Origin of the sequence: Colwellia sp. 6_MG-2023, assembly GCF_030547765.1 — a bacterium.
Lineage (GTDB): Bacteria > Pseudomonadota > Gammaproteobacteria > Enterobacterales > Alteromonadaceae > Colwellia.
Window position 1 is genome coordinate 1 of sequence record NZ_JAUOPP010000045.1, and the last position, 13,048, is coordinate 13,048.

At 34.0% G+C, this 13,048-nt stretch carries 16 protein-coding genes; 8 read left to right on the top strand and 8 right to left on the bottom strand.

From position 1 onward, the window contains the following. Window positions 1-884 precede the first annotated feature (884 nt). From Q4503_RS18435 to Q4503_RS18450, 4 genes are all read left to right on the top strand, one after another. On the top strand, window positions 885-1,061 hold the full coding sequence (locus tag Q4503_RS18435; RefSeq protein WP_159819628.1) for a DUF1328 family protein: 177 nt from the start codon (window positions 885-887) through the stop codon (window positions 1,059-1,061). 64 nt (window positions 1,062-1,125) lie between these two features. Further along, a complete protein-coding gene (locus tag Q4503_RS18440; protein WP_215974612.1) occupies window positions 1,126-1,320 on the top strand; it encodes a hypothetical protein in 195 nt (64 codons plus the stop codon). 105 nt (window positions 1,321-1,425) lie between these two features. Beyond that, window positions 1,426-1,896: a hypothetical protein gene (locus Q4503_RS18445; RefSeq protein ID WP_303603149.1), complete on the top strand. Its 471-nt coding sequence runs from the start codon at window positions 1,426-1,428 to the stop codon at window positions 1,894-1,896. 86 nt (window positions 1,897-1,982) lie between these two features. Then, window positions 1,983-2,567, top strand: coding sequence for a YqaA family protein (locus tag Q4503_RS18450; protein ID WP_303603150.1), 585 nt, complete (start codon window positions 1,983-1,985; stop codon window positions 2,565-2,567). Window positions 2,568-2,818: 251 nt separating this feature from the next. Here Q4503_RS18450 and Q4503_RS18455 read toward each other — a convergent pair whose 3' ends face one another. Genes Q4503_RS18455 through Q4503_RS18465 form a run of 3 tightly spaced genes read right to left on the bottom strand, consistent with a single transcriptional unit; the run spans window position 2,819 to window position 3,832 of the window. After that, window positions 2,819-3,079: a hypothetical protein gene (locus tag Q4503_RS18455; protein WP_303603151.1), complete on the bottom strand. Its 261-nt coding sequence runs from the start codon at window positions 3,077-3,079 to the stop codon at window positions 2,819-2,821. A gap of 1 nt (window position 3,080) precedes the next feature. Next, window positions 3,081-3,500: a hypothetical protein gene (locus Q4503_RS18460; protein ID WP_303603152.1), complete on the bottom strand. Its 420-nt coding sequence runs from the start codon at window positions 3,498-3,500 to the stop codon at window positions 3,081-3,083. Between the two features lie 17 nt (window positions 3,501-3,517). Further along, window positions 3,518-3,832: a DUF883 domain-containing protein gene (locus tag Q4503_RS18465; RefSeq protein ID WP_215974617.1), complete on the bottom strand. Its 315-nt coding sequence runs from the start codon at window positions 3,830-3,832 to the stop codon at window positions 3,518-3,520. Between the two features lie 473 nt (window positions 3,833-4,305). On the opposite strand from Q4503_RS18465, the gene Q4503_RS18470 reads away from it, so the two are divergent. Next, window positions 4,306-5,382 (top strand): endonuclease/exonuclease/phosphatase family protein, encoded by a 1,077-nt coding sequence (locus Q4503_RS18470; protein ID WP_303603153.1) that lies wholly within the window; start codon window positions 4,306-4,308, stop codon window positions 5,380-5,382. A 75-nt stretch (window positions 5,383-5,457) separates the two neighbouring features. Next, window positions 5,458-6,576 carry an AI-2E family transporter gene (locus Q4503_RS18475; protein ID WP_303603154.1) on the top strand — a complete coding sequence of 373 codons (1,119 nt, stop codon included), beginning with the start codon at window positions 5,458-5,460 and terminating at the stop codon, window positions 6,574-6,576. 137 nt (window positions 6,577-6,713) lie between these two features. On the opposite strand, the gene Q4503_RS18480 is transcribed toward Q4503_RS18475, so the two are convergent. The 4 genes from Q4503_RS18480 to Q4503_RS18495 form a co-directional block, all read right to left on the bottom strand. Further along, window positions 6,714-8,102, bottom strand: coding sequence for a HAMP domain-containing sensor histidine kinase (locus tag Q4503_RS18480; RefSeq protein ID WP_303603155.1), 1,389 nt, complete (start codon window positions 8,100-8,102; stop codon window positions 6,714-6,716). Next, entirely contained in the window at window positions 8,083-8,769 is a 687-nt protein-coding gene (locus Q4503_RS18485; protein ID WP_215974621.1) for a response regulator transcription factor, read from the bottom strand. The genes Q4503_RS18480 and Q4503_RS18485 overlap by 20 nt, the downstream gene beginning before the upstream one ends. A gap of 9 nt (window positions 8,770-8,778) precedes the next feature. Then, the gene (locus Q4503_RS18490) at window positions 8,779-9,348 is read right to left on the bottom strand and encodes a hypothetical protein (RefSeq protein WP_303603156.1); all 570 of its coding nucleotides are present in this window, start codon (window positions 9,346-9,348) and stop codon (window positions 8,779-8,781) included. A 68-nt stretch (window positions 9,349-9,416) separates the two neighbouring features. After that, the gene (locus Q4503_RS18495) at window positions 9,417-9,557 is read right to left on the bottom strand and encodes a hypothetical protein (RefSeq protein ID WP_303603157.1); all 141 of its coding nucleotides are present in this window, start codon (window positions 9,555-9,557) and stop codon (window positions 9,417-9,419) included. A gap of 188 nt (window positions 9,558-9,745) precedes the next feature. Between Q4503_RS18495 and Q4503_RS18500 the strand changes: the two genes are divergently transcribed. Then, the gene (locus Q4503_RS18500; protein ID WP_303603158.1) at window positions 9,746-11,101 is read left to right on the top strand and encodes a phytase; all 1,356 of its coding nucleotides are present in this window, start codon (window positions 9,746-9,748) and stop codon (window positions 11,099-11,101) included. 363 nt (window positions 11,102-11,464) lie between these two features. Further along, window positions 11,465-12,157 carry a VC0807 family protein gene (locus tag Q4503_RS18505; protein ID WP_215974624.1) on the top strand — a complete coding sequence of 231 codons (693 nt, stop codon included), beginning with the start codon at window positions 11,465-11,467 and terminating at the stop codon, window positions 12,155-12,157. A 256-nt stretch (window positions 12,158-12,413) separates the two neighbouring features. Here Q4503_RS18505 and Q4503_RS18510 read toward each other — a convergent pair whose 3' ends face one another. Then, entirely contained in the window at window positions 12,414-12,674 is a 261-nt protein-coding gene (locus tag Q4503_RS18510) for a hypothetical protein (RefSeq protein WP_303603159.1), read from the bottom strand. Between the last annotated feature and the right edge of the window lie 374 nt (window positions 12,675-13,048).

Consider the following 13,048-nt stretch of genomic DNA (forward strand, 5'->3'; position numbering starts at 1 on the left):
TAAATTCTGTTCAATATTATTTCTGATAACTATCAACGGTTAACTCGACAGTGAAAGCACCTTCTACTCTTTACATCCCGCACCGTGTCACCAATTCAAGTCCAGTATCGTCCACCACTTTTAATTCAAGTAAATTCTGTTCAATATTATTTCTGATAACTATCAACGGTTAATTCGATAGTGAAAGCACATTCTACTCTTTACATCCCGCACCGTGTCACCAGTTCAAGTCCAGTATCGTCCACCATTTTTAATTCAAGTAAATTCTGTTCAATATTATTTCTGATAACTATCAACGGTTAACTCGACAGTGAAAGCACCTTCTACTCTTTACATCTCGCACCGTGTCACCAGTTCAAGTCCAGTATCGTCCACCACTTTTAATTCAAGTAAATTCTATTCAATATTATTTCTGATAACTATCAATGGTTAATTCGATAGTGAAAGCACCTTCTACTCTTAACTTTATAATCATTATTCCTTTTATTTTCAGTTTAATTTATATTAACTAAATTATTTGTTATAAGACTAAACGCCAAAATATGTCATTTTATTAAAATCTTTTTAATAAACAGTAGTAAAAATCTTCCTAAATTACAGCTAACCTTTATTTAGCTTATTACCGATATAACCTTTATCCACATAAAATCATGCAAAGACCAATGATAACTCGACACATCTAGTCTCTTCACACGACTTCCGCGCTTTACTCTCTACTGCCACTTTGAAAATTATACATTCTTACCTTGTAATAATTACTATTACTTCAATCATTGCAATTAATAAATCCAAATAAAACATTAAATAACAATCACTTAATAACTGGCACAACTGTCGCATTATATATAACGAATGTATTATTTAACAAATTAATGGAGGTAGACATGTTGAATTGGGCAGTAACCTTTTTTGTTATCGCAATTATTGCAGCGATCTTCGGTTTTGGTGGTATAGCTGGTGCAGCCGCGGGAATGGCAAAAATTATATTTTTTATTTTTATCGTATTATTGGTTATTTCATTAATTGCCAATGCGTTACGAGGAAAAGCCCCTAGACCCTAAAGAAAGTTGTGAGCACAATAATTTCAAAACATTACAAACAGTTTATTTTTAACGGAGAATAACTATGAATATCAACAAAAACAAATCAATCTTGGTTTTAACACTTATTGCTGCTTTAAATTTAACAGCTTGTGCAGACGACCAAGTAGAAAATGCAGGTGAAAAAGTTGATGAAGTGATATCTGATACCGGCAATGCTATAGAAGATGCCTGTGAAAATGTAAAAGATGAAGTAGGTACTAAAGACAAAGACTGTTAGTTTTTAATCCTAACCATAAATACTGTTACTTATACGTAGCAGTATTTTTTTGATCGTAGTACTTAATAATTAAATGCTATTTATTTATAAGTAGGAAGAAAAATAATGAGCAATCCCCTTCACTTATTCATCAGAAAAATTTTTGCCCTATCATTTACACTAATTTTTTTAGGATTAGCCGCTGCTATTCTTATATCTTTAGTAATTAATGTATTTGATGGCATTGCAAGTGATATTGATATAATGCAAATATTTTTAAGTAGTATCAATACTGGTGTAATAGGTCTAGCTGTTTTTGAACTTGCATTGGTTATTAATAAAGAATATTCAAGTAATAAAGAAGATAAGCAAGAAGATGATACTATTGCTACATTAAGAAGAACAATGCCTAGGTTTATTGGCACCGTATGCGTTGCATTATCACTTGAGGGGTTAATTATGGTTATAAAATATAGTCAATTAGATCTCGCGGGCAACCTATATTATCCAGTAGCTGTAATATCTTGTACTGCTCTATTATTAAGTGCTTTAGGTCTGTTTTTATACTTAACAAGTAAGCATACAGCCCACTCTTAATTTGATAACTTAAATGAACTGAATGATAGAAGAAAATAGTAACCCCCTCACCCGAAATATAAAAAGGACGCATCAAAAGAAGTACTATGAGCATTCAAGAAAAGGTTAAGAAAAAAACACATCAGTTCGTTGAGTCTAAATATATGCTTAGTAGTATTACTACCGCATCATTTTTAGAATCAACCATAGTACCTATACCTTTAGAAGCTGTTTTAGTCCCTTTAATGCAAGCACGTCGAGACAAACTTTGGCTTATTTCCCTTATGGCTACTTTAGGGTGTGTTATTGGTGCTTTATTTGGCTATGCTATGGGCTATTTTTTATTTGACGCCGTTGGTGATTGGATTATAAGTACATTTTCAACTCCTGAGCAATTTGAGAATATTAAACAAAGCATGCAAAAACAAGGTTTTTGGTTTGTCATAACCTTAGGCATTGTGCCGGTACCATTTCAAATCGCGATGCTTGCGGCAGGCGCAACTAAATACTCACTTACGCTCTTCTTAATCGCAGCAACTATTTCGCGATCTATCCGTTATTTTGGTTTGGCAATTCTAGTGTATTACGCAGGTGACAAAGCTGAGAAAATGATCCGTAAACATAAAACTAAAACAATGATTATCTTAACTGTATTTATAATAACAGTATGGGGTGTCGTCAGCTTTATTTAATAATTTTATAACAGCTTACCTAGAACCCTCTCCTCATACGATACCTGAAAATAATTTAGGCTGTAGAAGTAATTTATTCTTAAAGCTCAAGGATATTGACAATAAATAATAATGAGAGCTTAAATGAAAGCTTAGAGTTGATAAAAAGTATTAATAATCTCACAATTAATTTAACAGTAAATTAACTAAAAAAAAGTTAAGCAGCGATGAGCAACACAAGTAATCTACAAGGTCATACACTAAATATTCTGCTACTGTAGTTTAAATAAAATATTTAGTAGGGCTGTCCATTCAGGTTTTGATGAACTGTGTGTAGAATTATGACTATCATTTAATAATCCTTTAGCTAAACCAGCACCAAACGATGCTGCAAGCCCTTTTTCTGATGCCAACAAATTTTTCATGTTAGATTTGGCTGATAAGCTATTGTGCTTATCTAGCGTTGAAGCTGCGGTATATATTTGTTGAGTTTCTTCAACTTTTTTAATTTCGTTTTTGAGGATAAATTTCATACTACTCCCCTTCTATAATATCTGTAACTGTTGAATAAAAACCGACTAACTCCCATACAGATTTTAATTGTTTAAATAACCATAAACCAAGCAAGACATTGATTATTAATAAAATAACAATAGATAAACTAATAGAGTGAATAAGCTCATAAACCACTAAGCCTGCGCCAATATTTAATAGTATCCATATTACTGCAGCTATAACAACGAGTGTTAAGCTAATAGCAAAAGATAATAAAATAGCACTGAGGCTAAGTTTAGCCTCAGCAACTACAAGGTTCTTAGACGCGATTAGTTTAGCAATTTTACTTCCAAATAACGCTTCAATACTTTCATATGTCTTGGTGAATGATGCTGATTGTGCGTTTGAATCATCATGAGGGGGCTGTTTGAAAACGCCCTCTTGCTCTGGAGTTTTCATACTAATTTACGCCTATATTATTTTCTTTTTAAAAAACTTGAAACCAACATACCTACTGAAAATGCGATACCAGCAGAAGCGACAGGATTTTCAATCGCATACTTTTTAACAGCTGACTTATTCCACTTGTCTTCTATTTCACTTTGCTTTTTCACAAATGTTTCTGAGCTATTATGTGCTGTTTCACGAATAGACTCCTCCGCTGAACCTACTTTTTCAGCTAATGCATCAACCGAATGATGCAATGAATCTTGTAATTTATCAGTCACTGAATGATCTTCTTGTATCGTTTTCTTAGTTGGAGTACTTACTGTTTTTTTAGTCGCTGACATAGTAATTTTTCCTTTTGTCGTTTAATAGAACGATGCAATTCTCATTGCCCTCGCTATAGTAGTGCAACTATCAAACCAACACTTAAATACTTAATTATCAATAACTTATTGTTTTACTTTTGTTTTAAAAGTAATCTTAATGAAAAGTTTACAAAAGAAATTGAATAATTTTCACTCTATTAACTATGGACCGTAAATCTATAAGTAGTTGATAAGTAAAATTCAAACAACTAATAACATAGTACTATATGGAGGTAGCCGTGGCATTAGCAGCGAATAATGGTAAAGTTGTTCGCTACACGTAAAGTGGGTACCGATGATCTTAAGATATTTAGCTAAATAAGTTAGTAAAAAATAATAGCGATATTTATTTCAGGTATGATAATAAAGTATAAGTGTCTAGTTAGAATAGACTTTCTTATAATACAACGAAAAAATAATACTAAAGAATAATTCAATAATTAGGATATAAAATGCTTTCTGCTATAACGGCCCTAACATTTTTATTTGTTATCGCAACCATTATGCCTTTATCACGCAGCTCTCATTGGCTGCTACGAGCCTTCGATTTTCCGCGATTACAATTTATTATTTGTGGCTTTATTTTACTCATCAACCAACTGATTTTTATGCAAATATCTACTATTTTATTCTTTGTTTGCTTTAGTCTAACGATATTTTCCATCGCTTGGCAATTATGGTGGGTTTTACCTTACACCAGGTTTTGGCATAAAGAAGTTGAATCATCAAAAGACAATGATGAAAAAAATCAATTAACAATTCTTAATTTCAATGTTCTTATGACGAATAGAGATGCTAAGGCCTTAGTAGAACTAGTTAAACGTCATAATCCTGATGTACTCGTCACCTTAGAGACTGATATATGGTGGGAGAATGCTCTGAGTACGCTAACCAATGAAATGCCTTATACTATTAATTGCCCTTTAGATAATTTATATGGCATGCATGTTTTTTCTAAACTTCCTTTGGCAGAGCAAGAAATTAAATATCTTGTTGAACAAGATATTCCGTCAATGCATACCTTGATAACACTCAGAAATGGCACTAAAGTTCGCGCTCACTTTCTTCATCCAGCGCCACCTAGTCCGACAGAAAATGAGCGTTCTTCAGAGCGCGATGCGGAATTGATAATGGTAGCGGAGAGCATTGCTAAAACTGAACAACCTATAATAGTTTCTGGCGATCTTAATGACGTAGCTTGGTCGTCTACAACCCGCCTTTTTAGAAAAATAAGTGGTTTGTTAGATCCTCGTATAGGTAGAGGTATGTTTAATACTTTTCATACCTCATATATATTTGCGCGGTGGCCTTTAGATCATATATTTCATAGTAAGCACTTCACGTTAGCTAAAATTAAGCGCTTACCTTCTATAGGCTCAGATCATTTTCCACTACTTACAACACTCTCATATAATCCTAACAAAAAACAAAAAGGAATCACCGCTGAGCCTGAAGATATAAAAAGAACAAAGGATATTACCCAAGTAGAAAATGTTAGCCATCATGATGTACCAGAGCCAGGTGAGTAGTATTAAGTAGGAAAATATAAGCTCATAATCGTTAAAATTACCCATTGAAGCACCTAAAACAAGGTTGGAATATAAGTGACATCAATCCCAGAAGAAAAAAAGGCTGTAAATAAAAGCTTAGTTTGTCATATTACACTAACAGTTCTCGCTGTTATTTATACTGCATACTTTGCACAAGAATTAATTCTACTTTTAGTCGCTTCAGCGTTAATATCATTGTTATTAAGTTCAGGGGTTAATACCTTGGAGCGCTTTTATGTTCCAAGAGTATTGGGCGCGATATTTCTATTAAGTTGCTTAATTGTGCCTACCAGTGCATTAGTCAGTCAATTAGAAGAGCCGGTCACGAAATGGACAAAAATGCTCCCCAAAATTTCTACGCATATTTCAGAAAAGCTAGATGAATATCAAAATATTATCGACACTGAAAGTACTGATAATGTAAATAGTACACAAGAAATTAGCGATAGTTGGTTTTCATGGTTCAAAGAAAAGCCTAAAATTTCCAATAACTCTGAAAATAAATCGATGATTCAAACTCAATTGAAGGAATCATTATTTTCTTTTGCTGCTGAATTTATGGTTCTAGCTCCTTTTGCTCTTATACAGCTTATCACCGCCATCATTTTAATTTTATTTACACTGGTATATTCTCCCAAACTTTTTAGACACTATGTACAGCTTTTTGTGATTGAGAGTAGACAAAAAAAAGCATTTAAATTTGTACTAGACATACAGCAGCAACTATCTCGATATATATTAACCGTTAGTCTAATTAACTTATTTCTAAGCTTAATCGCAATGCTGTTATTCACGTTAATGGGTTTAGAAGATGCTTTATTATGGGGATTAATTGTCGGCTTTGTTAATTTCATTCCATTCGTTGGTCCCGCTTTTGCTTTAGGCGCTATTACGCTGGCAAGCTCTGTTCAATGGGGAACAGATATCAAGGTATTGATCGTTGTTTGTAGTGTATTATCACTTAATATACTTGAATCACAATTTATAACCCCTTTAGTTTTAGCTAAGAACATGCGTGTTAACCCTTTTATCATTATTGTTTGGTTATTAATCATAGGTTGGTTATGGGGTTTGATTGGATTATTGATTGCTGTGCCTTTACTTGTCTGTATAAAACTAATACTTACTCTGTTTGAACAAACACAGCCATGGGTTAAGTTTTTAGAAACCTAATGTACAAAAAGCTTTTATAAATAGGTTTTGAGGTCATTGGTTTTCTCCTTTGATCTCAATATTTCTTTAGGCCTGGGTTTATAATGTATTAGTTTAGAATGCATGAGTTTAAAATAACTTATTCATTGCATAGTGACTTAATGCTTAAGTGTAATAGAAACCGTTAACCCAGGATTAGACGACGACATAGATATAGAACCTCCATGAAGTTCAACAATGGCTTTAACAATAGGAAGCCCTAAACCAAAACCATCCCCTTGGCGGCTAGAGTCTACTTGGTAAAGTCGTCGAAACACCGCGTCATAATGCTCTTTAGCAATTCCAGGTCCATTATCACAAACAACAATGTCAGTTTGTTGTGGTGAAATATGGCATGTTAACGCAATATTTCCTGCTGCTTGGGTATATTTAACGGCATTATCGACAACATTAAAAATAGCGCGAAATAAAAGGTTTGGCTCCCCTTTAAGCCTTGATAAAGAAGATTCCTCATCTATTGTTATATTCAATGTCAGTTTTTGATTTTTTTCTTCAGCAAGTGGCGTCGCTAAGTCGATAACATCTTCACAAAGTGTTTCAATATTTACAGTCTTAAATGTACTTTTTGGGACACCTTTTTCTAATCGTGATAATTCTAACATGGCATTAAATGTGTCTATTATCTGATCTATTTCGTCTAACAGTGCTATACGCCATTGTGCATCTGCGCTGTTTTCATCAAATGCTGTTAAGCTATCTTCAACAGAAATACGAATGCGAGATAACGGTGTACGTAAGTCATGAGCTACATTGTCTGTTACTTGTGCGACTGAATTAATTAAATCATCAATCTCATCTAACATTTGATTGATTTGATCGGCAATCATGTCAAATTCATCTTGTTTGCTACTGATAGGCAGTCTTGATTTTAACCGTCCCGCTTTTACATTAGCAGTCAGTTCGCCTATCTGTTTCACTCTTGAGAGTACTCGCTGGTTTAATAAAAAACCTGAAATAAGTGTAACGATCAAGGCAAATAGTAAAGCGCCAACGCTTGCCGTTATAAAACGGCTTTCAAGAACCTGATAGTTATTATCAAATAATGCTATTGATAAACTACCAAATCGTGTCTCTAAATTGGTACCTAGTACTATTTCAACGGTTGTTTCACCTAAGTGATTCACAACAGCTATTGGAAAGTGTTGTAACGATGGGAATTTTGCTAAATTTTTTGGCAAACTGCTTAAGTTACCAATAACATTATCATCATTTTTTAATACCAAAATAATTGCACCACTTCTATCAATTCGCTGTTGTATCGCTGTTTGAAAGTCGGCTTTAGTCATGCTTGGACTATGAGAAAGGTCTGAAAATCCTTGTGCGGCAATGGTGACTTGTGTTGCTATTTGACGCTTTTGTTCACCCACGGTAAATTGATAAACCAGCGCCAAAATACTTGAACAAATAAGTAATACAATAAGGGTAAAAATTAAGGTGAAGCGCCAAATCGAGGTTCGGGTAAAAACTTTAAATCGTTCTAACCACATACCCGGCTCCTCGAACAGTATGTATAAGTTGAGGCTGACCGTTTTCTTCCAGTTTTTTTCTTAACTTTGCTACATGAACATCTATTACATTGGTCTTAGGATCAAAATGATAATCCCAAACTGATTCAAATAATAATGTTCTTGAAATCACCTGACCTTGGTGCTCTAGTAAATAGCGTAATAATTGAAACTCCTTAGGCTGTATCGTTAGCTCTTTACCATCTCTAACGACTTTATGACCTACCAAGTCCATTACTAAATTATCAATGGTAAGCTCTGTTGCAAGCCCATTTTTATGTGATGATGTACGATGGCGTTCAACCAGAATACTTGCTCGAATATACAATTCTTGAAAAGAGAATGGTTTAGTTAAATAATCATCACCTCCCGCCTGCAAACCTTTAATTCTCTCATCTACGTGACCTAATGCACTTAAAATAATTACTGGTGTCTTGATATTAGCCGCACGCATTGCCGATAATAATGCTAAACCATCCATTTTCGGCAACATACGGTCAAGTACAACAAGGTCATAACTATTACTTGTTGCAAAGAAAAGACCGTCAGGTCCGTTTTCTGCGGTATCAACTATATTCCCTTGTTCAACAAAACCTTTTTTAATATATTCAAGGGTTGTCTTATCATCTTCAATAACCAGTAATTTCATGCACTAAACCTACTTCTTAAATACAGGAATGATTTGATTATTATTAGCATCTACCAGCCAATCTTTTTCGCCATCATTGTCAATTGTTTCTAGCTCAAAAAATAATACACCTTGTTTATCTTCGACTTCTATTTCTTGTAATAATGCAGATTCATCAAGTTTTATCGCGTCAATAGCATCCAGAATAGAGTATTTCATTGTTGCTAACTTTTTAGCGGTAACAATACGATCATCTTCGAAGAACCATGAAAATAGGCGATTCCATTCTTTTTCAACCATTTCACCAGTTTGAATAGAAATAATCAATTTTATTTTTTTATCGGCTTCAATATCTATCAATTTAATTTCGTGAAAATATACATTGTTTTTATCGTCATCAAGATCATAACTATAAATAACGCCATTATATTCTTGTTGAACTTTTCTAATAACTTTTTGGGCCGTAATACCTGACTTGTCAATTATCGATTTAGCTACTGCTAACTCTTCTTTATCTGAGCCAGCCCAACTAGATGAGATTGTTCCGGCTGTAATTAAAGTAGCTAAAGTGAATGAGATTAGTGCGTTTAAACGTTTCATAATATTGTCCTCTGATTGGAATAGTAACAGTTTACCTTCCTCTTATTAAAGGCAATATTTACGTAACATTAATTATTGTTAATGATAGCGACTAAATCATCATCAACACCACTTGCAGCAATAACTGGGTTCCATAATTTAAAATAGTTTTCGCCTGCAAAAATATTGTTCGCTTTTCCGCCAGCTTCCGCTAGTAATACTCCCTGCAACTACGTAGGCTAAGCTTAATGCTCCATTACTACCTACAGTACCACATTGCCAAAACCTTTTTAATCACTATAAAACAACACATTACATTATAATTCATCTTTATTAATAAAAGTTAATCTTAGGTTCATCTTCACTTTATAACGCATTAGGTACACTTATTAACAGTTAATAATTAGGAGTACACAAAATGAAATCAATTACTTTAATACCAATGGCTTTAACTTTAATAACCACCTCGATTATCAGCGTTGCGCAACCTGCCAAGCATATTACCACTGTTGTACCAGCCTTAGAAACACGCTCACATTATAGCGATGCTCAAGGTAACTTTACTGATGTTGATGATCCGGCCATTTGGGTTCATCCAACAGATAAAAGTAAAAGTCTAGTTGTTACTGCCCTGAAAAAAGGTGGTATTGATGTTTACAACATGCAAGGCGAACTTTTACAATTTATTAAACCTGAACCTGCTCCATCGTGTGAGAGTTCGGTGAAAAAATGTAAAAATAAAGCTGGCAGACTTAACAATGTTGAGATTGTTTATGACTTTAATTTAGATGGTAAAAGTGTCGATTTAGTTTTACTGTCTGATCGTGGTTTAGACAAATTGGCTATTTATACTATTGATGTTAATGCTGATAAGTTACTCACTTATGTAACAGCGCCAACAGCACCTTTGATTTTCACTAAAAATCAAAAAAAAGTTAATAAAGGCAACACGGCTTATGGTTTAGCGACAGCTAAAACCGATAAAACCATGGCTTTTGTTACCCAAAATAGTGAAACCCGTGTTGCCCAATTGGAAGTTTTCGATAATGGTAACGGCACGATCAGTTATAAAAATATAGCAAACTTAGATTTTCCTGAGAAATTTCTATTACCTGATAATAGCCTATGGACTCCTTGTTCAGAGGAAGATGGCGAACATCCTCATTTAGAAGGTATGGTTGCAGATATTGACAATAATGCCCTATTCCTTGCCCAAGAAGATGTGGGTATTTGGAAAGTAAGCCTTAGTGACGCTGCTAATAGCCAAAAATGGCAACTTATTTCTAAAGTAAATGCTTATGGCGTGCCTTACAGTCGCAAATGGAGTGACGCCGAAGACGAATATATTTGTAAGCTCGATACCAGTAAAGATAATGACTACGGTAATGACCACCTTATCGCCGATGTTGAAGGTTTAACCATTTATGATGGTGGCAACGGTAAAGGCTATTTACTTGCTTCAAGCCAAGGTGATAATACCATTGCATTATTTAATCGAACGGCACCTTATGAATACATTAATTCATTTACTGTCGGCGATGGCGATATTGATGGCGTAGATGAAACTGATGGCATGATGGTAGTAAACGCTAATTTTGGCAAAGAATTTAGCCAAGGTGTTTTAGTTATGCAAGACGGTGATAATAAACCACCAAAAGGGTCATCGACTAAATCAGGTGTAAAACGAGAAAGTACCAATTTTAAATATGTTTCATGGAAAGGTATTGCTGAAGCATTAAACTTACCAATAAATACCGCTTTTAAACGTCAATAGCGCTCTTAGTTTATAACGAAAAAACACCACAAAATTTTTGCTTTCGTGGTGTTTTTATAATATCGCAGCCGGTGAGCATACATAAAACGTTTCATTTTCTACAGTCACGGAAACTGAAGCCGCAATTAGTGTTGCTCACATAACTCTTTACTCTTGGAGCAAAGGACTACTCCCCCGAAAACAAGTATATTTACTCTTAAATTCCTTAATACCAGCAAACTCATTGCAACCTAGTGTATGAATTCTTACATTTAAATAATAATGAATTCTTTGTGTTAATTCATAAGTATTTTATTATGTCAATTCAGAAACTTAAAGCTATAGCTTAGAAAGAACAGACAATAAATAAAGAGAGACTGATTAATGAGTTCAGAAAAACCTAAAAACAAACCTTTATTGGAAATAATATTTAATGTTGCGTTGCCTTCGTGGTTATTAATGAAATTTTCAGGACCTGAATATTTAGGTGTGGTGCTTGGGTTGATTGTCGCACTATCATTTCCCATAGGTTATGCCATCTATGATTATGTAAGAACGAAAGAAACCAACTTTATATCAGTGTTTGGCTTTTTTAGTGTTTTGTTAACAGGTGGTATTGCACTATTTGAATTGAGTGTTGAGTGGTTAGCCATTAAAGAGGCTTCTATTCCTGGGTTAATTGCAGTGTTTGTAGTTTTCTCTGGTATATATGGCAAGCCTTTAATCGCAAAAATACTGTTAAATGAATCTATAATTGATGTAAATATGGTCTATAACAAATTAAATGACTTAGGGAAAATGAATGAATTTGTTACTAGGATGGCATTTGCCAATCATTTATTGGCATTAACCTTTGTTTTTTCGTCAATTATGAATTATTTGCTGGCAAAATGGCTTGTTAAAAGCCCTGCTGGTACGGTTATGTTTAATGAAGAGCTTGGTCATATGACATTAATGAGCTATCCCGTTATTGCCATACCGTCAATGTTAATGCTAGTTGGCCTTTTGATTTATGTGACGAAGGTGATTAAAGAATTAACAGGCTACAAATATACGGAATTAATGATCCAACAGTAAACTTTTAGCCATAAGCAGACATTAAGCCTTTGCAAATTCATGAGCATATTAAAGTCAATATTGGCCAGTATGGTCCTCTCACTTATGGGGCTGGTTTAAACTCAAAGCGGACTGTGGTAGGTTATTCCAAACGTCATTTTTTCGTATATCTGACGAATTCATTTGAATATTTCCAAGCTCGTCTTGGATTGTTGTACTTTGGCATGAGACACCTCTTCTTTAATTAGGTTTTGGTGTCCGTTTTATCGGGGGAAGATCAATCACCTTGTTGATTTTCTTGTTGGGTGTTTTTATCACTTTTGTCTGGAATATCATTGCACAAAGCACACTCTAAACCTTTACGCGATTGATATAATCTTGAACATATAAACACTGCTGTTGTAATCAATGACCAAGTACAAGCAAAAATTAATGCTTCTTGAACTGAATGCTGTTTAAGCAACTCAACTATAAAAAGTAAGGCTGCTACTCCAAGAAATACTTTTAATGCTCTAACGAACCAAAACTTAAATCCCATTTGAACTCCAAACCTGAGAAACACCTAACGAGACTGTAGAATTTCTTTTTTAGAAAAGTCAGCCTCAAAAATTATTAAAAATTAAGCGCTAAAACGCGTTGCTACGTGAAATCTGAGGCAATATCCTATTAAAAAATGACTTTTATAGGTTCTCTGAACATAAAAATTATACGCTCTTTTCAAAATTAATCATGCCACCCATAAAAAATTAATCATGCCACCCATAATAGCGACAGACAATAATAGACAGCCTCTTTAGCTTTTTTTGGGTTACTCAAATATCTATTAAGTCGAGGGAATTAAGATTATCTGCTGACATATTATGAATGTTGCTGAAATGGTTGAATTTAAGCCGAGTTAAAACCGTTATTTTG

What these genes read in the sequence shown, in the direction of transcription:
- Q4503_RS18435 (WP_159819628.1), top strand. Translation starts at nt 885, where the DNA reads ATGTTGAATTGGGCAGTAACCTTTTTTGTTATCGCAATTATTGCAGCG.
- Q4503_RS18440 (WP_215974612.1), top strand. Translation starts at nt 1,126, where the DNA reads ATGAATATCAACAAAAACAAATCAATCTTGGTTTTAACACTTATTGCT.
- Q4503_RS18445 (WP_303603149.1), top strand. Translation starts at nt 1,426, where the DNA reads ATGAGCAATCCCCTTCACTTATTCATCAGAAAAATTTTTGCCCTATCA.
- Q4503_RS18450 (WP_303603150.1), top strand. Translation starts at nt 1,983, where the DNA reads ATGAGCATTCAAGAAAAGGTTAAGAAAAAAACACATCAGTTCGTTGAG.
- Q4503_RS18455 (WP_303603151.1), bottom strand. Translation starts at nt 3,079, where the DNA reads ATGAAATTTATCCTCAAAAACGAAATTAAAAAAGTTGAAGAAACTCAA.
- Q4503_RS18460 (WP_303603152.1), bottom strand. Translation starts at nt 3,500, where the DNA reads ATGAAAACTCCAGAGCAAGAGGGCGTTTTCAAACAGCCCCCTCATGAT.
- Q4503_RS18465 (WP_215974617.1), bottom strand. Translation starts at nt 3,832, where the DNA reads ATGTCAGCGACTAAAAAAACAGTAAGTACTCCAACTAAGAAAACGATA.
- Q4503_RS18470 (WP_303603153.1), top strand. Translation starts at nt 4,306, where the DNA reads ATGCTTTCTGCTATAACGGCCCTAACATTTTTATTTGTTATCGCAACC.
- Q4503_RS18480 (WP_303603155.1), bottom strand. Translation starts at nt 8,102, where the DNA reads ATGTGGTTAGAACGATTTAAAGTTTTTACCCGAACCTCGATTTGGCGC.
- Q4503_RS18485 (WP_215974621.1), bottom strand. Translation starts at nt 8,769, where the DNA reads ATGAAATTACTGGTTATTGAAGATGATAAGACAACCCTTGAATATATT.
- Q4503_RS18490 (WP_303603156.1), bottom strand. Translation starts at nt 9,348, where the DNA reads ATGAAACGTTTAAACGCACTAATCTCATTCACTTTAGCTACTTTAATT.
- Q4503_RS18500 (WP_303603158.1), top strand. Translation starts at nt 9,746, where the DNA reads ATGAAATCAATTACTTTAATACCAATGGCTTTAACTTTAATAACCACC.
- Q4503_RS18505 (WP_215974624.1), top strand. Translation starts at nt 11,465, where the DNA reads ATGAGTTCAGAAAAACCTAAAAACAAACCTTTATTGGAAATAATATTT.
- Q4503_RS18510 (WP_303603159.1), bottom strand. Translation starts at nt 12,674, where the DNA reads ATGGGATTTAAGTTTTGGTTCGTTAGAGCATTAAAAGTATTTCTTGGA.